General features: G+C 41.0%; 15 protein-coding genes and 1 pseudogene. 5 read left to right on the top strand and 11 right to left on the bottom strand.

What is annotated here, in order from left to right:
- Positions 1-37 precede the first annotated feature (37 nt).
- Complete coding sequence (locus IQ259_RS07090) at positions 38-406, top strand: 2TM domain-containing protein (protein WP_193883007.1); 369 nt, start codon at positions 38-40, stop codon at positions 404-406.
- A 9-nt stretch (positions 407-415) separates the two neighbouring features.
- On the opposite strand, the gene IQ259_RS07085 is transcribed toward IQ259_RS07090, so the two are convergent.
- Together IQ259_RS07085 and IQ259_RS07080 are read right to left on the bottom strand one after the other, a co-directional pair.
- Positions 416-1,789, bottom strand: a complete 1,374-nt coding sequence (locus IQ259_RS07085; RefSeq protein WP_193883005.1) for a DUF2330 domain-containing protein — start codon at positions 1,787-1,789, stop codon at positions 416-418.
- 13 nt (positions 1,790-1,802) lie between these two features.
- Positions 1,803-2,657 (bottom strand): RnfABCDGE type electron transport complex subunit D, encoded by an 855-nt coding sequence (locus tag IQ259_RS07080; RefSeq protein ID WP_193883002.1) that lies wholly within the window; start codon positions 2,655-2,657, stop codon positions 1,803-1,805.
- A gap of 803 nt (positions 2,658-3,460) precedes the next feature.
- On the opposite strand from IQ259_RS07080, the gene bchH reads away from it, so the two are divergent.
- Positions 3,461-7,141: a magnesium chelatase subunit H gene (gene bchH / locus IQ259_RS07075; protein WP_193883000.1), complete on the top strand. Its 3,681-nt coding sequence runs from the start codon at positions 3,461-3,463 to the stop codon at positions 7,139-7,141.
- Positions 7,142-7,147: 6 nt separating this feature from the next.
- Positions 7,148-8,170: a glutathione S-transferase family protein gene (locus tag IQ259_RS07070; protein WP_193882998.1), complete on the top strand. Its 1,023-nt coding sequence runs from the start codon at positions 7,148-7,150 to the stop codon at positions 8,168-8,170.
- Here the strand turns inward: IQ259_RS07070 and IQ259_RS07065 are convergent.
- The 5 genes from IQ259_RS07065 to IQ259_RS07045 form a co-directional block, all read right to left on the bottom strand.
- Complete coding sequence (locus IQ259_RS07065) at positions 8,167-8,397, bottom strand: hypothetical protein (protein WP_193882996.1); 231 nt, start codon at positions 8,395-8,397, stop codon at positions 8,167-8,169. The two genes, IQ259_RS07070 and IQ259_RS07065, sit on opposite strands and share 4 nt — an antisense overlap.
- Before the next feature lie 155 nt (positions 8,398-8,552).
- Entirely contained in the window at positions 8,553-9,323 is a 771-nt protein-coding gene (locus tag IQ259_RS07060; RefSeq protein ID WP_193882994.1) for a hypothetical protein, read from the bottom strand.
- 182 nt (positions 9,324-9,505) lie between these two features.
- Positions 9,506-12,265: a GAF domain-containing protein gene (locus IQ259_RS07055; protein WP_193882991.1), complete on the bottom strand. Its 2,760-nt coding sequence runs from the start codon at positions 12,263-12,265 to the stop codon at positions 9,506-9,508.
- Positions 12,266-12,704: 439 nt separating this feature from the next.
- Positions 12,705-13,190, bottom strand: coding sequence for an NADAR family protein (locus IQ259_RS07050; protein ID WP_193882982.1), 486 nt, complete (start codon positions 13,188-13,190; stop codon positions 12,705-12,707).
- A gap of 125 nt (positions 13,191-13,315) precedes the next feature.
- Entirely contained in the window at positions 13,316-14,344 is a 1,029-nt protein-coding gene (locus tag IQ259_RS07045; RefSeq protein WP_193882980.1) for a Gfo/Idh/MocA family protein, read from the bottom strand.
- A 179-nt stretch (positions 14,345-14,523) separates the two neighbouring features.
- Between IQ259_RS07045 and IQ259_RS27100 the strand changes: the two are divergent.
- Positions 14,524-14,679 (top strand): annotated as a pseudogene (locus IQ259_RS27100) (Uma2 family endonuclease); the annotation flags it as partial.
- 69 nt (positions 14,680-14,748) lie between these two features.
- Here IQ259_RS27100 and IQ259_RS07040 read toward each other — a convergent pair.
- On the bottom strand, positions 14,749-16,905 hold the full coding sequence (locus IQ259_RS07040; RefSeq protein WP_193882978.1) for a tetratricopeptide repeat protein: 2,157 nt from the start codon (positions 16,903-16,905) through the stop codon (positions 14,749-14,751).
- A 531-nt stretch (positions 16,906-17,436) separates the two neighbouring features.
- The gene (locus tag IQ259_RS07035; protein WP_193882976.1) at positions 17,437-19,752 is read right to left on the bottom strand and encodes a putative PEP-binding protein; all 2,316 of its coding nucleotides are present in this window, start codon (positions 19,750-19,752) and stop codon (positions 17,437-17,439) included.
- Positions 19,753-20,656: 904 nt separating this feature from the next.
- Here IQ259_RS07035 and IQ259_RS07030 point away from each other — a divergent pair.
- Complete coding sequence (locus IQ259_RS07030) at positions 20,657-21,112, top strand: MgtC/SapB family protein (protein ID WP_193882974.1); 456 nt, start codon at positions 20,657-20,659, stop codon at positions 21,110-21,112.
- A gap of 27 nt (positions 21,113-21,139) precedes the next feature.
- Here the strand turns inward: IQ259_RS07030 and IQ259_RS07025 are convergent, their stop codons facing one another.
- Both IQ259_RS07025 and recF read right to left on the bottom strand, forming a co-directional pair.
- Positions 21,140-21,577: a hypothetical protein gene (locus IQ259_RS07025; protein ID WP_370568008.1), complete on the bottom strand. Its 438-nt coding sequence runs from the start codon at positions 21,575-21,577 to the stop codon at positions 21,140-21,142.
- A gap of 12 nt (positions 21,578-21,589) precedes the next feature.
- Positions 21,590-22,756 (bottom strand): DNA replication/repair protein RecF, encoded by a 1,167-nt coding sequence (gene recF, locus IQ259_RS07020; RefSeq protein WP_193882971.1) that lies wholly within the window; start codon positions 22,754-22,756, stop codon positions 21,590-21,592.
- Between the last annotated feature and the right edge of the window lie 91 nt (positions 22,757-22,847).

Raw genomic sequence — 22,847 nt, 5'->3', positions numbered from 1 at the left:
TGTCATCATCCCTAATGGAATCTAAGAGGCTAAATCTATGGCTACCTTTGGCTCAGAAGATGTGCAGCAGATTCTTCAGCGAGCAATGGCTGATAAACAACAAGAAAATTTTTCGGAACAACAGTTACAAGAAATGGCAGCAGACCTTGGTATTTCGTTTATAACTCTGCAAACTGCTCAACAACAATGGCAACAGGAGAAAGAAATAATGAAACGGCGGCAAGCATCTAACTCTCACCGCCTGCAAAAAATCAAGCCACATTTGATTAGTTATCTTGTGGTTAATCTATTTTTAATTGTGTTGAATTTGGTAGTTAGTCCTGGTTACTTCTGGGCAATTTACCCTCTCTTGGGTTGGGGATTGGGTCTTGGTCTACATGCTTCCAGTGTTTACCTACAAAATTAAGCTGATCAACTACATCCCCAGCCAAGATATGAGATTTTCCCACCAAGAATAAGTTAAATTACCCACACTCAACTTCATTCTTCGGCGAATATCTTGAATATTCCAGTTGGTTAGCTTTGCCAGAGTTTGAGCTTCTTGTTCAAATCGCTTGGATAAAGACCGCTTGTATTCCTTACCAGCTTGACAGGTGAGTTCGCCTGTAAATGGATGCTGCAAAATGTATCGTCCTTGGAAAGATTCGCGGTTAGAGGTTGCTTGAAACATTGGATCTTCCGGGAATTTGTCGCGGGTGTAGCGGATATGCAAGCGGGTGATGAAGACGCTACTACTGGGAAACCGACGACGGAAATTAGGTGGTACTGATGCGTCATTGTTGGAATTATTATTTAGCCAAAATACACCAGCTTGTTTGAGTTCTTCTGGATTGAGCGGTTCTGCTGAACAGGGATCGCAGCTACTCATATCCCAGGCGTATTCCAAGAAAGCCACTTTTCTATCTTCTTTGACATAAGCAGTTTGGAACATGGATTTGTAGAAATCACTAAACTCATTTTTAACAAACACAGGAATATTGGCATTGGAGGGAACTTTCACTGTGCGGTAGTTAGTGATTTCTGCTTGTCCTTGCGGTGAGAGAACATAAACAATCAAATCTTGATCAGAGTTGGCGTTTATCATACCCAACCGAATCGGCAGCATGAATTTGGGTGATTGGTAGGAAATTTGTAGCGGACGCAGAAATTGATAGCCAGATTGCTCAAATTTATCGAGGTTGACTTTAGCAACAAAGAATTTCATCGAAGAGCGAACATAAGGCTTAAGTAACTGTCTCGCGCCTCTAGGAATTTTGTAGCCATTGCGATTTAGCCAAGTTTCCAGTCCGCCTGATTCTTTGGCGCTCAAAATCACAATGTCGTATTCACCAACGTTAAAACGTGCTTCGACTGTGACACCCAAATCAGCATTACCGCCTCTGACCGATCCTACTCTTCTTGCTGCTGGTGCTGGTGCTGATTCTTGAAATACCCTGTCATATTCTCGATCGCAAGGATTAGAGTCGAAATACTCTACCAAGCGCGGCGCACTAAAAGCATCTAAACGTTCGATAATTTTGGGTTGAGCAACGCGCACTTGCTCTTTTTTCAACACTGTTGGCACAGGTACAACCATTGCAAAATCTTTAACTTCGCCTTGGAAGTCATTGGCCATTGTTAAAACAGTGCGATCGCCATCCCGCGCCATGATCACCTGAGATGCTTGGTTGTATAATTTGCTATCAGCTTTGGCAACATAAAATCCACAAAAAGCCCAAGCTGTTGGTGCAAAGCACAACACACCTATTAGTACTACAAATAATGAAATTATCAGTCGAAATCGCTTCATGTTATACCTCTGTTTAAAGTGCTGAGTTAATAGTCATTAGTTCTTCTCCCCCTTGCTCACTGCTCCCTGCTCCCTTGCCTTTTCCTGCTACCCAAGAAAATCTAGGAGATGACCAGAGCCAATCAAGTAGTAGAGTTAATGGTGCTAGGGCGAACAGTGACCAAAAAACTGCGGTGGGAATAAAGAAATAATTCCGCAGAATAAAAGTTAAACTGGCGATGCAGATTGCCCAAATTATCCGCCCGATTTTGGCGTTGGGAATTGAGCGCGGATCTGTCACCATAAATAAGGCAAACAGCAGCAAAGAACCACTCATTAATCGATGCCAATATACATCCCAAGTCCAACCTAGATAGAGGTTGCGGATGGCTTCTAGCAAAGAATAGGAACCTAAAAAAGCGGCTGTAGTATCCCAACGACCAACTTGTTGCAAAATCAGTCCACCAGTCCCAGCAAATACCAACCCATACCACCACTCTTCGCCCCACTGTCCTGGTGATACCCAAGCATCGGATGTCAGAATTAAGGCAGAGATGATGCCAAAATTGGCAGGGTTGAAGAAATGCTTATCGCCAACTTTGAAGAAAAATTTACTAGCGATCGCACTTACTGCTGCTAACACCATCGTTGTCCAATGGTCAGCCCGCAACAGTAAACTGAGTCCCAGGGCGGAAATCAACGCACTACGCAGATTTATCTTTTGTTCTTGACTGGTGACAAATGACAAAATCCACTGCGTTGAGACACAAGAAGCGATCGCTACACCAATCAATTCTGGTCGTAGCGTCCAGTCTCTTGTACCAATTCCCAAGACCAGAAACAAGCCAAGAAATAGAATTTGATAGTCTCGTATATCTTTTAGCAACATTACCCATATATTCAGGGTTTACCCGGAGATTTTTCACCAATCTAATCGAGTACAAATCCAAATACTATTGCTGTTACAGATTTTGTTACAAATCAGTTTTACCTACTCATACCGTTTCACTTTAAGTTTGATACAAGTAGGTCGCAGGGGGGCAGAGGGTAGGGAGCAGAGGGAAAGAATTAAAAACCATTAATTTGTATCAAGATTTTCGTGAATTGGTATCAGCACTATGGTAAAAGCCCCGCCCCCGAAGTTGCCACAACGGAGGGAACCCCCGCAAGGCACTTCTCTTCTAGTGGGTGGTCTTTTAACTCAGCACTCAGCACTTTCAACTCAGCACTCTTCATGCAGCCAAGTTATCTGTTGAGACTGGGTGCAGAATGTGGCGCGGCTTTTTTCCTTTGACTCAATTTTCCGGTATAAATTGGTTGCAACTGAGCAGTTGTTAGATTAATCACATCATAAACGCTGTTATAAGTAACAACTATGAGTCAATTTTGCGATCGCATCCACTAACTGACTCTTTACCGTAGGCAGTTAAATAAAAAAGACCCCCGGTGGTTAGCCGAGGGATTCTGCAAGTTTGTATTGTCGCACAAAGACATTCGCGGATCTCACCATATCAACTTACACCTGAGAAAATGTGCCAAAATGCCAAATCTGTGCTTGTGTTATTAATGATGCGTCAATCAGTCTCAAGGTAGATTATCTATTACTTGGGAGGAATTGACCGTGGATGTTTAACAATTAACCGGAAAGCACGACTAGAATTTAAGTAAAGAAATATTGCGTAGCTTACGGGCATGAAACGGATCGTCTTGATTGCTGGGTTTGAATCGTTCAACGCTGACTTGTATAGGAAAGCGGCTTTTGTGGCTAATTCTCGCTGTCCTGATTTAGAGATTCGGGTGTATAGCGATCGCGATATTACTAGTAAACGTGCTGAAGTGGAAACAGCGCTGAAAGACGCTGACATATTTTTTGGCAGCTTGTTATTTGATTATGACCAAGTTGTGTGGTTGCGCGATCGCCTGACCCAAGTTCCCATCAGGTTAGTATTTGAATCAGCCTTAGAATTGATGAGTCTAACCAAATTGGGGGACTTTGCCATTGGGGACAAACCCAAAGGAATGCCCAAACCAGTTAAATTCATCCTCGACAAATTCAGCAACGGACGCGAAGAAGACAAACTCGCAGGTTACATCAGCTTCTTAAAAATCGGCCCGAAACTCTTAAAATTCGTTCCAGTGCAGAAAGTCCAAGACTTACGCAACTGGTTAATTATTTATGGTTACTGGAATGCTGGCGGCCCCGAAAACGTCGCTTCTTTATTCTGGACACTCGCAGAAAAATACTTAGGCTTAAAAGTCGGCGACATTCCCCCGCCACTCGAAACCCCCAACATGGGATTACTCCATCCCGACTATCAAGGGTTTTTTGCATCGCCAAAAGCATACCTAGACTGGTATCAAAACCAGGGAACAGGAAAGAAAAACAATACTCAGTCGGCAGTAGTTGGAATACTGCTTTACCGCAAACACGTCATCACCAAACAACCATATATTCCCCAACTAATTCGCTGCTTTGAAGAAGCTGGTTTAATTCCCTTACCCATCTTCATCAATGGAGTAGAAGGCCATGTAGCGGTACGAGATTGGATGACGACTGACTATGAACAGCAACAAAGACAACTAAATAATATTGAAACTCCCTCTCTGTCCCAAGAAGCAGTTAAAGTTGATGCAATAGTTTCCACTATTGGCTTTCCTTTAGTGGGTGGCCCGGCTGGTTCAATGGAAGCAGGACGACAAGTAGAAGTAGCAAAGCGCATCCTGACTGCTAAAAATGTCCCTTACATTGTCGCCGCACCCCTTTTAATTCAAGATATTCATTCTTGGATACGTCAAGGTGTCGGCGGATTGCAAAGCGTAGTTTTATATGCTTTACCCGAACTTGATGGCGCAATTGATACAGTTCCCCTCGGTGGTTTGGTAGGCGAAAATATTTATCTGGTTCCAGAACGGGTACAGCGATTAATTGGTAGAGTCAAAAACTGGATTAATTTACGGCAAACACCAGCATCAGAACGCAAACTTGCCATTATTTTATATGGTTTCCCCCCTGGTTACGGTGCTGTCGGCACAGCTGCATTGTTGAATGTACCTCGTAGTCTCATCAAATTCCTTCACGCACTCAAAGACCAAGGTTATGACGTTGGCGAAATCCCAGAAGATGGGGAAGAATTAATTCGCCAGGTTAAAGCAGCTGATGAAGAGATGGAAAGATGGGAAAAGAATAAGCCTTTTCCCGACTCAGCTAATACAGTTAATGTGCGTAAATTAGAAAAATGGTTAGGATATCTGCGGACATCTCGCGTTGAGAAACAATGGAAATCTTTAACAGGTAGCGGGATTAAAACCTATGGCGATGAACTGCATGTTGGAGGTGTGCAGTTAGGGAATGTTTGGATAGGTGTACAGCCGCCTTTGGGCATTCAAGGCGATCCGATGCGGTTAATGTTTGAGCGAGATTTAACTCCCCATCCCCAGTACACAGCTTTCTACAAATGGTTGCAACATGAATTGCAAGCTAATGCTGTGGTTCACTTTGGGATGCACGGTACAGTGGAATGGTTGCCGGGTTCACCTTTAGGAAATACTGGTTATTCTTGGTCGGATATTTTGTTAGGTGATTTACCTAATCTATATATATATGCGGCAAATAATCCTTCGGAGTCAATTTTAGCAAAGCGTCGCGGTTATGGGGTGTTAATTTCGCATAATGTACCGCCTTATGGTCGTGCAGGTTTGTATAAGGAGTTGGTGGCGTTGCGGGATTTGATTGCAGAGTATCGAGAGGACTCGAAAAAGAATTATGTGCTGAAGGAAGGAATTTGTAAAAAGATTGTTGATACGGGTTTGGATGTTGATTGTCCGTTTGAGGATGCGAAAAGGTTGGGCATTCCTTTTACGCCAGAAAATATCAGAATGTTTAGCGCCCATGCTTTTGATGATTATTTGGTGAAGTTGTACGAATATTTGCAGGTTTTGGAGAATCGGTTGTTTTCTTCTGGGCTGCATGTTTTGGGTGAAGCGCCGGGTGAGGAGGAGATGGAGGGGTATTTGGAGGCTTATTTTGGAAACGAACCGCAGAGGCACAGAGGGCGCGGAGAGGAGGAGATAAGGATAAGATATCTACTTGAACAGACTACGGATGAGTTAACAAATTTGTTGCGGGGGTTGAATGGGGAGTATATTCCACCTGCGCCTGGTGGTGATTTGTTGCGTGATGGTGCTGGGGTTTTGCCAACGGGAAGGAATATTCATGCGTTAGATCCTTATCGAATGCCTTCGCCTGCGGCGTATGAAAGGGGTAGGGAAATTGCTCAGAAAATTATCGCCCAGCATTTACAAGAATATGGGAAGTATCCTGAGACGATCGCGGTTTTGTTGTGGGGTTTGGATGCAATTAAAACTAAGGGTGAGTCGTTGGGAATTCTGCTGGAGTTGGTTGGTGCGGAACCTGTGAAGGAAGGGACGGGAAGAATTGTTCGTTATGAGTTGAAACCTTTGGTTGAGGTGGGACATCCCCGTATTGATGTGTTGGGGAATTTGTCGGGAATTTTCCGCGATAGTTTTGTGAATATCATTGAGTTGTTGGATGATTTGTTTTTGCGGGCGGCTGAGGCGGATGAACCAGAAGAACAGAATTTTATTAAAAAACACGCTTTGGCTTTGAAGGCGCAAGGTGTAGAAAATGTTTCAGCGAGGTTGTTTTCTAATCCGGCGGGTGATTTTGGTTCTTTGGTAAATGATCAGGTGGTGGATGGTAATTGGGAATCCGGGGAAGAGTTAGGTAATACTTGGCAAAGTCGCAATGTGTTTAGCTACGGGAGACAAGATAAAGGCCAAGCTAGGCCAGAGGTGTTAAATCAGTTGTTGAAAACGAGCGATCGCATTGTCCAAGAAATCGATTCGGTAGAATATGGTTTAACTGATATTCAGGAATATTACGCTAACACTGGCGGTTTGAAAAAAGCAGCCGAAAAACAAGGCGGTAAAAAGGTAACTACTAGCTTTGTTGAAAGTTTCTCGAAAGATACCACACCCCGCAATTTAGATGATTTGCTGCGGATGGAATACCGGACAAAATTACTCAATCCCAAATGGGCGCAAGCAATGGCAAATCAAGGTTCTGGCGGTGCATTTGAAATCTCTCAACGGATGACAGCGTTAATTGGTTGGGGTGGTACTGCTGATTTTAAAGATGATTGGGTGTATGACCAAGCCGCTGATACCTACGCTTTAGACCCAGAAATGGCGGAGAAGTTACGCCAAGCAAACCCTGAGGCTTTCCGCAATATTGTTAGCAGAATGCTAGAAGCGCATGGGCGAGGTTTCTGGCAAACTGATGCTGATAAGTTAGATAAATTGCGTCAGTTATATGATTTGAGTGATGAAGAGTTGGAAGGCGTAACGGTTTAGTAAACTATGACTGATACCAAAACTAAGAAAAAAGCCAAGTCTCTCCCACCAAAGCTGATTATCGGTTTGGGTAAGCTTGTTTGGACAACTCTTTGGCATATAATGATGTCCCGTCTCGCCCCCCGCAACCAATCAGGGGAATATATTCGTCCCGACAGCCAGTTTAGAAATGTTGTGAGTCAAGCGGAAGGAAATCCTTACCAACCAGCAACAGGACGTTACAAACTGTATGTTGGGTTAGGTTGTCCTTGGGCGCACCGCACACTAGTTGTACGGGCGCTCAAAGGGCTAGAAAATGTTATCTCAGTATCTATTGTTGAACCTTCTGCGGTTTCTGGGGGTTGGGTATTTACCAGCGAAGACGAAGGTTTTACAACCTTATCCGAATTGTATGAACTTGCCCAACCTGGTTACACTGGGCGCAGTACAGTTCCGGTGTTATGGGACAAACAAACCAAAACAATTGTCAATAATGAGAGTGCGGAAATTATTGTGATGCTGAACTCGGAATTTAATGAGTTTGCCACAAATCCCACACTCAATCTCTACCCAATAGAAATCAAAGAGAAAATTGACTGGTGGAATCAAAAGATTTACACAAGTGTTAACAATGGTGTATATCGCTGCGGCTTCGCCCAAACTCAAGAAGCTTACAACAAAACTTGTGATGAATTATTCGACACTCTTGATGAGATTGACGCAGCGCTGAATACAAGCCGATATCTTTGTGGAAATAATGTCACCTTAGCGGATGTGCGTTTGTTCACAACGCTGTTTCGGTTTGACATTGTGTATTACGGTTTGTTCAAGTGCAACCGCCATCGAATTCAAGACTATCCAAATTTGGGAGCCTACCTACGCGACTTGTATCAGCTACCAAGTGTTGCTGGCACTTGCGACTTAGAAAGCGTCAAGCGAGACTACTATGGTAATCTTTTCCCGCTCAATCCTGGTGGGATTGTACCTGCTGGCCCTGATATGGCGTTTATGTTAAAACCACACCATCGCGAAACTATTGGAGTATGTTAGCCAGCGCTTAAATTAGCAATAGTTATTTGTTTGTTTCCCAAATTCTCTTTGTTAACATCATCAAAAGGTTGAGGAGTAGGAACATCAACGTTTTCGTTGTCAGGAACAGAATCGTTCAAGTCGTTTATATGTTCCGGGGCTTGTTTATCTCTATCAACATCTAGCAGACTTGGAACTGAGGATTCATGGACTGATAAGTTAATCAGTTTATCTTTTTCCTGAGTCATTTTGACCTCTAGATTCACATTACATCAGTTAACTATGTATATAAGTTAAAGTTTGATGCTGATACTTTTCCTCTGACAATTGGTGTATTTATCAAAATCATAGGTAGCAAGAAATACGCTAAGATTTCTGATTTTTTAGCCTGATGGAGAGAATTTCAATAAAATAATTTAAACCGTGCTAACTGAAATTCTAATGCTTTGATGAGTATTTTATTGAGTTCTGTACTATTTTTGAATTGCAGAATTTGTTGTGTAGGTAAGTCAAAAGGAATTTGCCCCTCTAACTCTGGGCGCTGCATGTGTGCTAACAAAATTTGCTCGGAGCGTTTACTTTGTATCGCATAACCAATTTCTACGCAAACATGGGGACTGGGAATTAATTGCAGATTTTCTTTGCCGTCGATACTGGTTATAGGTGTAGTGTCTGCAATAAATAACAGACTCTTCCGAATTTTTCGCATCATAGCCCGATTTAATCGCAGAGTCCCATCGCTAGGTCTATAGGATTCTACTAATGTTAAGGGAAGGCGCGATCGCATATTCAAAATTTCTAAGCTTTTTTGCAATCCTTCCCGCAAGGCATCACTGGCTGCGCCATACTCAGTTTGGTAGCATAAAAAAATTGTTGGGTCTAATTGTGCTAATAATGCTTGTTTCGTAAAATAAATTTCATGACTAATCAAGTCAATGTTAGCTACACTATAACCGCCACTACCTTCAATATAAAATTCAATATTTTCCCCTTCCAGATAACGCTCAAACCAAACTGATTTTTTCACTACATGACTATCTTCTAAAAAATCGGCACGCAACGCCGATCGCAGTAGGCTTTTTTTACTAAGGCGAATATCTGGTGGACGTTTTTCTAGTTCTGAAATCGGCTCATAATCCTGAATGTACCATGCTCTGAGCGCAATAATTGACATAAGGCGCTATTTTAATTGTCTTTGATTATTTAACTGTTTATTTAACTTTATACAAGCTTACACTGCTTTCCCTAAACACAACAACACCCAAGGGTCTACTGGCTGCGATTATTTTTTCTTCTTGTTTATTCTAGCCAGGGATGTCATCTTTTTCACCACTCAAAACCAGCAATGAAGAGATGTTACAGCGCCCTTTGATTTTCTACTGCATTAACTTTACGTAACAATTTAATAGGAATCTCAATCCAAAACTCTGTACCTTTACTTAGTTCAGAAATGCACTCCATCATACCACCGTGTTTTTCTACAATAATCTGGTAACTAATCGCTAGTCCCAATCCTGTACCTTTGCCTACAGGCTTGGTGGTAAAAAAGGGATCAAAAATGCGCTTTCTCACAGCTTCTGTCATTCCCGGCCCATTGTCAGCTATCCGAATCAACATACGTGATGTATCTTGAGCAAGTCTAGTAGAAATGCAAATCTTCGGCGCAGTCAACTTGGGTTGACTCGATTCTAATGTATCTTGATCTTCTAAGGCATCAATGGCATTAGTGAGAATATTCATGAAGACTTGATTTATTTGTCCCGCATAGCATTCTATCAATGGCAAATCGCCATAATCTTTGATTATTTCAATGCCATTAAAATGAGCATTTGCTTTGAGGCGGTGTTGCAAAATTAATAGCGTGTTATCTATGCCTTCATGCAAATTAACTGGTTTGTTTTCCGCTTCATCTAAGCGCGAAAAATTACGTAAAGACAAGACAATTGAACGGATACGCTCGGCTCCAACTTGCATAGAAGCAATAATTTTTGGTAAATCTTGTGCTACAAATTCTAAATCAATGGCTTTAGAAATAGACCGAATTTCATCATGGGATTGGGGATGATGTAATTGATAAAGATGGATAATTTTTAACATATCTTGGGTATATTTACTCGCATAGTGCAGATTACCGTAGATAAAGTTCACGGGGTTGTTTATTTCGTGAGCTACACCTGCTACTAGCTGTCCCAAACTGGACATTTTTTCCGTTTGAATTAATTGTGTTTGTGTTTCTTGAAGTTCCAATAGAGCTTGTTCTAATTGTGTAGCTTTAGCTCTAGCTTCAGTTTCAGCTACACAACTTTGTTCATAAAGTTGTGCTTGTTGAATAGCGATCGCAGCTTGATCAGCTAACTGTTGTAGTAAATTAATTTCCCCATCTTGCCAGCTTCTGGGAGCTTCACATTGATGAACAATAAGTAAACCCCAAAGTTGTAAACCTATATTTATTGGGACAGTTAAGTTGGCTTGTACTTGCAAACTCTGCAAAAATTTTTGGTGACAAGCATTTAAAGAAGGTGTCGAAACATTGTTAATTGCTTTAACTCCACCCTGAAGAAAAAAACTAGTACATTCATCAGGTAAACATCCTGGTGGTGTTGTAGTTCCCAATGTTGATAACCAGTTACCATTGATTTCTTCAACAATTACTTGACCATGAGATTCACTGGTTTTTTGGTAAATTATTACTCGATCGGAATTTAGCAGAGAACGAATTTCATAGACGATGGTTTGTAAGGTAGTTTTTAAGTCCAAGGAACGGCGAATTTGTTCTGAGACTTGCTTGATTACTTTGGTAAATAATAATGATTTTTCTAGTTCCGCGGTTTGCTCTTGTACTCGCAGTTCTAAATTGGCATTGAGCATCTGTACCTCTTGGTACATATGTTGCTGCTGAATAGCCATAGAAAAGCTATAAGATAAAGCCTGCGCTAGGGAAATTTCTTCATTTTTCCACTCAGCAGCTTGTCCCTTTCTTTCCTCTCGCCACACATCAAAGGAAATTTGAGGTAACTGTTGTTGGGGATTTTGCTCACGTCGTCCAGCCCACAATATTTCGGTGTTGAATTCCGGGCGAAAAATACTTAACACACCGATAAATTGTTGTCGGTAATGTAAAGGCATTATTAACATTCCCCGAATTTGGGTTAACCGAAACGCAAATGCTAAGACACGCAAATGTGCTTCATGATAAATGTTGGTAGTGACCCAAATTTGACCTTGTTTGCATTCATCCATCCATTTTTGCCAAACAGGATGTTGTTCGATGATACTAGTTTCTAACTCATAGGGAATTTGTGGTTGATTGCCATAAGTGTAAACTTCTGCTGTCTGTTCGATGTAAAGCCTGCCACCGATTCCATCCAAAGCTGTAACAGTTTCTTCTAAAGCTACCTGCAATTCAAGTTTTGGTAATTGATGCAATAGGGTAGTAACGCGATTAATTGTCTCTTCACGCTTCTGCCTAGCTAGAGTTTGGGTGTACAGGTTACTTTGGGCTATAGCGATCGCTACTTGATCAACAACCTGCTGAACTAATGTCAATTCCTCTGGCAAAATTTCTCGTGGTTGACTGTGGTGAGCTACCAACAACCCCCACAATAAAGGCTTTAGTGATTCCCCTTGCACTTTGCTATGCAAAATTGGCACCACTAGGGAAGACTGCACTCCCATTGCTTTTAGGTATTGAATGTGGCACGGATCTACTTGTCGATCATAGATATTTTCGGTTTCTAGGGGCTGTTCTGTTTCGCGTGGCTGTAGGGACGGTAATCCTACTTTGCCGTTAGATACATCTACAATGACACGTTGCCGTCCTAACAGCAGCATTCTTCTACTTTCTGGTGGAATATCTGCCGTCGGAAAATGCAACCCTAATAACGATGGTAGAATCTGCTCATTTATAGATTCAGCAATAACTTCCCCACTACCATCAGCCTCAAACCGATACATCATCACTCGGTCTGTAGCCAAAAACAAACGGATTTCAGCAACTGTAGCTGTTAAAATTTCCGGTAGTTCTAGCGATCGCCTAATCCGGTTCGTTATCCGATACAATAAACCTTCTTTGTCAAAGACTGGCTGCGAACCGCTTGGGTTATCAGTATATGCCATTGGCGGGTAAACCTATACACAAATAATTAAACTGTTTTAAAAACCCCTGCTAAATACGAGCCGCCATTTCCATCTCTGACTTTTAATAGTTAAAAGAAAGAATTTTCATATTCAATTAATCTTATACTTCCTATCCAACGATGTATTCGGTAAAATTATGCAAATTCTCAAATTCCAAAAATTTTTCTATAATTGTTATATATATTGATGAATTTTTTATTGTTAAGTGAATTAATTAAGTAAATACAATGAACTAATTTGTATAAATTTTTAATTTAGGGAATGATACCACTCCCCTCGTAGCATGAATAAGTACCCAAGCAAAATTAATTGTACATATTGATTGAAAACAAGAATGTCTGTATTCCTTACCTGTTCCCTGTTCCCTCTCCTAACTATAAAATTTATTTTGCATGACTACTTATCTCTTCATCTGTAGCTATTCTGTTAGACAATCACCAGTGATTACCGAGTAAAGACATAATCGACGAATTTCTTCACGCACACTCATCAGAATTTTGCCAAGATGGTTGTGACCAGTTTTATCTTGACCACAACCCCAAAAACAGTCAGTGGGGGAATTTTCTACAATCGTCTCATCACCTGTGGCGAGTAAAATTTCCCTAATATCGGCATGAGTGACAAATTTTTTGAGTACAGCTTCACGCATAACTTGAGTTTTCACCAAATCCCAATCTAAACGTAGTGTACGTGTACTACAGCGTCCTAAAGCGGCTGCCTCTTCTGGTGTAGCAGCAGCATGAATAACAGGTATAATTGCCGCATCTTTGCTGCCTACAAACTTTTGTGCTTGATAATAATGCTCAACTGTTGACCAATAAGTACCGTGGATTTGGATTGGGTGGGGAGAAAAGTTAGAAAAACAACCGTAAGGCTGCCAAACTTTGTAAAAGTAAATGGTCATTTGAAAATTTCTGTTTATATATATTCACTCTATAGCAGTCCTAAATTATTCGTGAAAAACAAGATCCCCGACTTCTTCAAGAAATCTGGGATATGAGCCTCTAGATTTTCATAAAATTGGTAATGCTAAATATTCTTCAAAAAAACAGGTTGTCCGCCTTGATTGAGAGATGTTGTTAAAGCCGCCAGAATTTTGACTAACTCTGTACCTACCCAGCCCGATGACACTACGTTTGGATTATTCTGGAGTATGGATTGAATAAAGCGATGGCAAACCCGTTGTAATGGTTCCCCTGATTTTAATTCCAATACTTCTCGGCTTTGATTAACAGGTAAAAAATGATTTTCCTGACGTTCAAACTCACCATGTAACAAAGTTAACGGTGATGCTGCGGTCATTTCATCAAAAATTAAACTACCAAGACTACCCACAACTACCAATCGCCGTTGTTTATCAGGGTTGAGCCAGCATAGATGAATATATGCTTGAAAGTTATTCGGGTAGGTTAGTGTCACCCAAACTAAATCGGCTAAACCAGATGGCAGGCTATTCCCTTCATTTTGCAACCACACATTACCAATGGCTTGAACCTTCACAGGTACTTGTCCCAGCCAGTTGTTAAAAATTGCAATATCATGAATAGCTAAGTCCCAGAGGGCATCAACATCTTGTCGGACTGGCCCCAAATGAGTGCGAGAAGCATAACCGTAGCGTAACTCACCTAATTTACTAGCTTGAACTACCGCTTGTCCTGCTTCAACCGCTGGGTGAAATAAATAGGTGTGATCAACCATTAAGATTAACTGCTGTAACTCTGCCAACTGGCAAAGTTCCACACATTCTTTGGGGTCTAAAGTTAAAGGCTTTTCTGCTAAAACATGGTATCCCTGCTTCAGGGCATCTTTGATTAAATTATAGTGAGTAGCGGCTGGTGTGGCGATCGCAACTGCTGCTAAATCTGGTATTTGCTGTAAATCTTCCCACTGAGTTGTCAAGAATATATTGTCATCTAAGTTAAATTGCTGCTTGGTGGCGGCTAATCTTTCTGAATTGGGATCTAGTACTGCTGCTACACTCACTTGGGGATGCGCTAAAAAATTCCGCAGTAAATGTACTCCCCAACGCCCAACCCCAATAACTGCAATTTTTATCATTGGTTAATTGTCAAAAGTCAATAGTTAATAGTCTGCGTTAAAAGTGCGATCGTCAATAGTTCAGACGCAAATTTTTTAGATACCCGACTTCTCAAAGAAGTCGGGTATCTGAGCAAGCGGGATTTTCATAAACCAAATAGGATGATTATGTAACAACGAAAACACAAAGAGAGGTTTAGATGAATACTGTTGTGCTAAATCTAGAACCGATCGCTCATTTAACCGATGAGCAACTTTATCAATTGTGTATTGCCAATCGTGATTTAAATCTAGAAATGAATGCCGCAGGAGAATTGATTATTATGCCGCCAGTGGGAGGGGAAAGCGGAAATGAAAGAACAGGGGAGCAGAGCAGAGGGAAAAAGCAAGAGAGCTTTCACACACAAGGGGTGAGGTTTGTACCTTTAGTTCCCCCTGCCCCTTATCAACTGCTGAAAGCGCTCATTATTGGTAATCTCATCAAAATCTATATCTGTCGCAGCATCTTCTTTATATCGAGGATTGATTTCGATTGCTTGTTGTAGACATTCAATAGCTAATTCAGCTTGTTTTTGGAGTGCATAACATGCTGCTTTGTTGTAATAAGAAATTGCATAGTCTGGTTTAATTTCTAACGCTTTATTAAATGCCGCGATCGCATCATCATCCAGTCCTAATCTTACCAAAGTGTAACCGCGTTTATCCCAAATTTTGTGAGAGTCTGGTTGGAATGTTAATGCTTGATCAAATGAAGCTAATGCTTCTTCATATTCTTCAAATTCTATGAGAGATAGACCACGGTTTAACCAAGCAGTTGCATCATCGGGTTTGATTTTTGTCGCCTTATTAAAACAAGCAAAGGCTTGCTTGTGCTGGCGAAGATTACCGAAAGCCACGCCCCGATCGCACCACGCTTGGTGATAATCTGGTTGCAGCTTGATTGCTTGATCATAGGAGGCGATCGCCTCTTTGTAGCGCTTTAATCTTCCGAGAGTTATTCCGCGCTTTAACCAAGCAGTTGCGTCATCAGGCTGGATTTTGACTGCTTGATCGTAACAGGCGATCGCCTCTTCATATTGCTTTTGGGCAAATAAATCATCACCCTGTTGCAATTCAGCCTCTGCTGATACTAGTGGTTGTGGTTGAGGTTCTTGGGTTGGTTTTACTTTTGAATCTGTAATTTCTTGCAGAATTAACTCTTTGCGTTGTTGAGCATCTAACTGTAATTCTGACAGTTGAGTCACAAATTCTGTCTCTAGTTTTTCAAGTTTTTCCAGAATGAATAACTTTTGTTGTTGAGCATTTGATTGCAATTCTGAAAATTGTGCAGCAAACTCTAAACCAGATTTTTCTAAATTTTCCATAATTAAATCTCTGCGCTTTTGGATATCTAGTTGCGACTCTATTTGCGATTTTTCGAGATTTTCTAATATTTGTTGTTCATATTGGGATTGTAAACCAGATATTTGTGCTTTGATACTGTTTTCTAATTCTGTTATGTTGCAGATTGTTTTATCTTTTTGTTGTTCAGCATCTACTCTGATTCCTGCTAACTCAGATATAAATTCTTTTTGAGTTGTTGCCAATTCCTCAAGCAGAGTATCTTTTTGCTGCTGACTTTCCGAGTGTAATCTTGATATATGCAAATTAAAGATCTGTTCTAATTCTGCTATATTTCTCTGTGTTTTATCCTTTTGTTGTTCAGTGTCTACTCTAACTCCTGCTAACTCAGATATAAATTCTGCTTGTGATTGCAATAATCCCTCAAGCAAGCCATCTTTTTGTTGCTGAATATCAGATTGTAAATTGGCAATCTGAGCTATCAATTCATTTTTAGAGTGTTCTAACTGTTCCCAGGTTAAATTCTTTTGTTGTTGAGTATCTAATTTTATTTCCGAGATTTGCGAAGCAAGCTCAGATTCTAAATGGCCAATATTTTCTAAAGTTGTATCTCGTTTTTGTTGAGCAGTTAGCTGGAGTTGATGTAATTGATTACTAAATTCAAATTCTAAATTTTCTAGACTTTGTTGTAGGCTCTTAATCTCTGTTTCTAAACCCGACACAATATTATTTTTTGATTGCAATATCTCAGATGCAAAAATAGATAAATTGTCTTGCTCATGTTTTATATTATGTTTTAGAGTTTCCGATTCATTCTCTAATTCGCGATTAATTTTTTTGACTTCTTGTATCAGATTTTCTGCTTCTTGTTTAACAATAGTTATCTGGTTTTGTAAGTTTTCTATCCCTTCTAGCTGTCCCATTGCTCTGTCAACAATTTCCCGAATTGCTACTCGTCTTAACAGCCAAAATAAGGCAATTACAGCTATAGGAAATAGACTTAATATGACTAACCAGACATTGAGCAAAATAGTTGTCTGATTCAAACCAGATGGAACTCGCTCCCGTAGTCGTGTTAATTCTTCCCGCTCTTGATTAGAGAGTACTTGAGCTACAGTTTGTTCTTTGGCGATGGGTGGTGTAGTTTGTCCACTAGCCAAACCAGTAGACAGCAGCAAGGGTGAAAAGACAAGAGCGCTTTTCAAGACTAATGCTAAGACAAATTGATTCTTGCTGTTCACTCTAGTAACCTTCCTCGGATTTTAAACCCCTACTTTTAGTGTAGGGGTTTAGCATCAGGTGTTCATGATTTGGCGATCGCATCGACTAATTGATGATTTATCAGGAAGGGCAGGGGGCAGGAGGCAGATCGCGCAGCGTGTCGTAGACAAGGAATACTGCCCTCTACAACAGCCGCGACCAGAGGGAGCAAGGGTTTGAGTCCCCCACTGTAATCTTCTCTTTCAGAGACGCTTGCGCGAATGATTCCGTGGTACTTATTTGATGAGGGTCTGAATCCCCCACCAAATTCTTTCCTTCTGCCCTCTGCCTCCTGCCTCCAGTTCAATTGTTCCTTCTGCCCTCTGCCTCCTGCCTCCTGCCTCCAGTTCAATTGTTCCTTCTGCCCTCTGCCTCCTGCCTCCTGCCTCCAGTTCAATTGTTCCTTCTGCCCTCTGCCTCCTGCCTCCAGTTCAATTGTTCCTTCTGCCCTCTGCCTCCTGCCTCCTGCCTCCAGTTCAATTGTTCCTTCTGCCCTCTGCCTCCTGCCTTCTTCAATGAAGCGTTCGGCGTGCGGCTGCTAAAATCAAACGCTGTTCAGCACGAGCGATCGCTTGATGTGTTCGCTTAACTGCTTCCGGTTCTACAGAAATGGAAGTAATACCCCATTCCACTAATTGATCAATGATTTCGGGATACAATGCTGGTGCTTGACCGCAGATTGAGCAAGGTATTCCGGCATTTTTAGCCATTTGGATGAGTTGAGCGATCGCACCCATAACTGCCGGATGGCGTTCATCAAATATTTTTGTTAGCTGTCCTTGTTCTCGATCTACTCCTAACAATAGTTGTGTGAGGTCATTTGTGCCAATCGAGATCCCATCTACACCGGCTTTCACATACTCTGGTAGTAAAAATAATACACTAGGTACTTCTGCCATCATCCACAGTTGAAACTGCGACATCTGAGTTAACCCGATTTGCTCAACTTTATGCCGACAAAAAGTAAACTCAGCCACATTTCGCACAAATGGCAATAACAGACGAAGATTGTTGTAGCCAGCTTTTTGGACATTTAGCAAAGCTGCGAGTTCCAATTCAAAAACGGCGGGATTGTTGACATAACTAAATGTCCCGCGATCGCCCAAAATTGAATGTGACGTAGATGGTGGAGTATGTGCTAACGATGAAAACTCATGAAATCGCCAATCTAGAGAGCGATAGAAAACTGGTCGGGGACTAAAAGCACTCACAAATTGTATAATCTGCTGTGACCATAACTCCAAAAGTTCATCCCGACGACCGCTTAAAAGCCAACCATGAGGATGTTGTCCTTGCAGTAAGTTTAATAACATTAATTCTGAGCGTAACAATCCCACGCCATCGACAGGTAAGTTTTGCGATCGCTCGATTAAACTAGGCTGACTCAGGTTAACTAGTAGTTGAGTAGCAATCATGGGTAGGTGAGGACTAACAAGCTGATTATGTAAGAAGGATGTAGTGGAATTAATTTCTTGATTCTCTCCAGTTCCAGCTTTGCTCTCTCTGAGGCGATAAACTTCTCCCCTGTCGCCATCCACCAGTAATTTTTCTCCAGTTTGAATTAATATTGTTGCATCTTTTGCACTGACAACGGCGGGAATACCTAATTCTCTGGATAGGATCGCTGCATGGCTAGTCAACCCTCCTTGGGTTGTGACGATCGCTACCACTTGTTGCATTAATGATAACCAATCGGGTGCGATCGCTGGGACGACAAGAACGACTCCTTGAGGTATTTGCTCAGGTTTTTGTAGTGCATTAATCACATAAGCATTAGCCGTTACACGTCCTGTGGCTGCACCTAGTCCTTTGATTAACTGTAAATTGGGAATTGTCGATGGTGGGATGCTTCCTTCTGTGATCTGGACGGAATCTGCATCCGAAATACTCCACCGAACAGTAAAACTGTTACCCAGTTCAGTTACTAGTTGATTTCCTAAATCTATCAGTCGTTGCAGGTTTTGTTCTGTTAAAGCGTATTGTTTTTGTTGGTCTTCTGTAACTAAGTGAGCCAATAGACCAGTATTCTCATCTGTCAACACTGACTGGAGTATAGATGGATCTGAGGCCGCAATTCCATCATCTAGACAGTAAGCCAGCAACTTATTACCTAAATTTCGTTCCAGGATAATACCTGTTTCCGGCTGGATGTGGTAGACATCTGGCAAAACTTCGCCTCTGGTGAGTGCTACTCCTAATCCTCTAGTAGCTTCAATTGTCCATTCAGAGAAATTAGCATGGAGTGAGCCACTAGCGATCGCATTTTGCATTGGTTGCACCAACACAGCCAAATTGACATTTTGCAGATCAATTCCAACGCGTTGCCAATATAGTAAGCTTCTAGCGCGAAATAACTGACTCCAGATGCGCTTTAATCCAAAGGCGATCGCATCTTCATCACAGTAACAAAAGATTGACTCCAGTAACCCAGATGTATTTCCTATTCCTTGTGCAGTATTCGAGACTGACAGTGTTGGTTGCAAAATCAAATGCCTGGTTTGCCATTCTCTCGCTGCTGCAAAAATTGTACTTATCCACTGTGGCGGCACAGTTGCAGCCATAATTTCTTGACGCAAGCGTCCAGCCACCAGCTGAAGTTGCCGCCAATTAGCCACGTCAAGGTGTAATGAAGAATGAGGTAAGTCTGCGACTAATGACTCTGAACTGTTGATAGTTTCTAAAAATTGCTGCAAAACTTCTGCTGAAACTACAAAACCAGGTAGCACAGGGTAGCCACGCTGCATTATTCTGCTTAAGTAAAATGCTTTGTCACCTACTTTGGCGCGGTCTTGCAGTTTAATTTGGTCAAGCCAGTAGACTTTTTCCACTCACTTTATTTTTTATCAGTTGTCAATCTGCCCTACAGGCTTTTCCTCTGGGTAATGTTCAGAGGATATTTACTAAATTATCTGCCGAGAGAAGTTATTTCTAGTTATCTATTTAAGATTAGTTTGACCTAGTTATGAGTTAATTTCTCATTACACGATGTCTTCCGGTAATCTCACCCCTTGATTCATGAATATTTTTTATGCAATAGTCCTAAATTAAACCCTAAACAGGGATAAAGCCTTCAAATATTGAGTTTACGGCTAAATCCAGCAGTTTAAGTTAAAATTTTATTTAATTAATCAGGTTTCATAAGTAATCAGACAGAATTAATTACACAAATTTTTGACTGTAACCTCTACCCTGTCTCCTATCTCCACCCATAAATTTAATTTTGTCGGACTACTTACTCAAATAGATATTTGATCAATTTGAAAGCTTTGCCTTTAGTGTAGATCACTCATATTCCCATAAATATTAATCCCAATTACATCTAATCTGCCTAAAACAGCACCGTGCTGAACGAAGTCAACAATATAAAATCGCCATAATTGACTGAGGAATCAACAAATTTTCGGAAATGTCTTTAAATTTCCCAATACAGGGAACTGTGTAGTTAAGCCGATAAAACTAGGTCAGAATATTTTTACAACAAAAATTTAAAGCTATATTACTCTTTATCCTGATTATGAACTGTGTACATCAATAACGGATCAAAAAGCAAATAAGAACTAGAGATTAGATTCTGGTATTTTTTACTCAGCACTGTTACCAAATAGAAATTGGCATCAACTTTGTAAACAACAATACCATGAAAATATTTTTTACCTCAGCCTTATTCCCTAGCCTGAGCAATTCTGTTGCTAAGTTAGAGTAGCATATATCATTATCTATCCTAAAACAGAATTGTTAAACACCTACTACTTTGCACCAAATGATTTGCTGAACATCATTTTTAGGCTATGCCTAGCTTTAGTGTTAGGCGGAGTTATTGGTATAGAACGCCAACTCAGACGTAAATCAGCAGGTTTAAGAACTCATATGCTGGTAAGTTTGGCTTCAGCCTTGTTTACTCTCATCCCCTTGCAAACAGGTATGCTACAGTCTAGTCCTGATGCTCTGAGCCGTGTCATTCAGGGTATTGCAGCAGGTGTGGGATTTCTTGGGGCTGGAGAAATAATCCGTGAATCTTCCCAAAAATCGCAACATCCTGAAGTTCACGGACTAACATCAGCCGCAGCGATTTGGGTTTCAGCAGCTTTAGGAATTGCTGCTGGGTGTGGTTTATGGCAATTAGGATTAATTTCTGCTTTGTTGACTATTTTAGTGCTGAATCTTTTTAAGAAATTAGAAAATAGTTAAGGTTGTCATTAAGTGAAAAAATGAAAATTATTTCTTAAATAATGCTAATGCTTTAGCAAAAATTTCCTCTTCTGCCCTAGTTTCTAAAATTAATTTAACTAAATATATAAATTCCCAATCTGTTTGGGTGTCATTTTCGATGGTTTTACTAGCTGCATAAAAACTCACATCATCAAGACACAACTCATTAGTATTACCTGTTTGTAATTCTGGTCTTTTTATATCCCATGACACTGTTTTACCGCGCAAAGTAAATTGAAACCAGACTATTTTTTCATTCTCAAATTCAAAAAAAACATCAAAATATGGTTCTTCACCTTGAAACCAAATTTTAGTATATCCTTCTTTCCGTCTTTGTTTTAAGAGCTTTTGCTCAATTGCTCGTAATGATGCACCTAATGATGCAATTTCGTGTGGGTCTAATTTGTGATTAATTTTTTGCATAATTGAAATGTCATTTGCCATTTTGATCATTGACTACTTTATTGATATCTCTCCTGCCTTCACAAACAAAATTTGGGAAGAATTCAACCACTGAGAATCAAAAGAACTCAAGTGAGTAGTAGTGATTAGGGTTTGAAAACGGTCTTGAATGGCATCGAGCAATTGATTTTGACGGGATGGATCTAATTCAGCTAAGACATCATCAAGCAACAATAGTGGAGGCTCTTTAACGACTTCTTCGATTAGCTGCAATTCTGCTAATTTTAAGGCTAATACTAGGGTTCGTTGCTGACCTTGAGAACCATATTGCCGAGCAGGTGTTTGATTGATGGTCAATTCTACTTCGTCACGATGAGGGCCGACAAGGGTAGTACCTCGGTACACTTCGGCAACAGCGCGTTGCTGAATTTTGCTTAAGAAAGCTTGTTGTACGTCTTCTGGTTGGTTCTGCACCAAAGGGACGTTAGGTGAATATTTAATTTCTAGGATTTCGGTACTACCACTAATACGGGTGTGCCAAGCAGCAGCAAGAGGAGCTAATCTTTGAATAGCGCGATCGCGTCTTCTAATCACCCTTGTGCCTGTAATGGCTAATTGTGCATCCCATAAAGCTAGTTCTGAGTGCTGGGCACTGAGCGACTTGTCTTGAGCGAAGTCGAAAGGAGTCGAAGTGTGAGTGCTGAGTGCTGAATCTTGGTTTTTTTTTAAGAAGGCGTTGCGCTGGCGTAATACTTGGTTGTATTGCTGCAAGATGTGGGCATAAACTGGTTCGAGTTGAATTAACAGGGTATCTAACCAGTTGCGCCGGACTTCTGGACTACCGCGCACAAGTTCTAAATCCAAGCTGGAAAACTGCACGGCGTTGAGAACACCTAAAAAATCCATTTGTCGCCGTACTATCTCGCCATTAATCGCCACACTGCGGCGACCGTTACGGCGGAGAGTTAAAGTTAAATCGCTGACACCTGTTTGTCGTTCCAGGGTGGCGTTGATTTGCGCGAAGGCTTCCCCATCTTGAATTAAATCACGATCGCGTGCCATCCGGTGCGATCGCAATGTTGCCAATAACTCTACAGCTTCCAACAAATTCGACTTACCCTGAGCGTTATTTCCTACCAAAATTGTTTTGGCAGCAGTAAAATCAACCTTTTGGTCTTGATAATTACGAAACTGTCTCAGGTGTAAAGTTTTGAGATACATAGTATAAGTAAAAAAGCAAAAGGTAAAAGGCACAAGTAAATATTCTTGCAGAAAGGCTAAAAGTAGAAGCTAGAAGGCACAAGGAAAAAAC

The organism is Fortiea sp. LEGE XX443 (assembly GCF_015206815.1).
GTDB lineage: Bacteria > Cyanobacteriota > Cyanobacteriia > Cyanobacteriales > Nostocaceae > Nostoc_B.
This window is presented reverse-complemented; position numbering and strand designations above follow the sequence as displayed.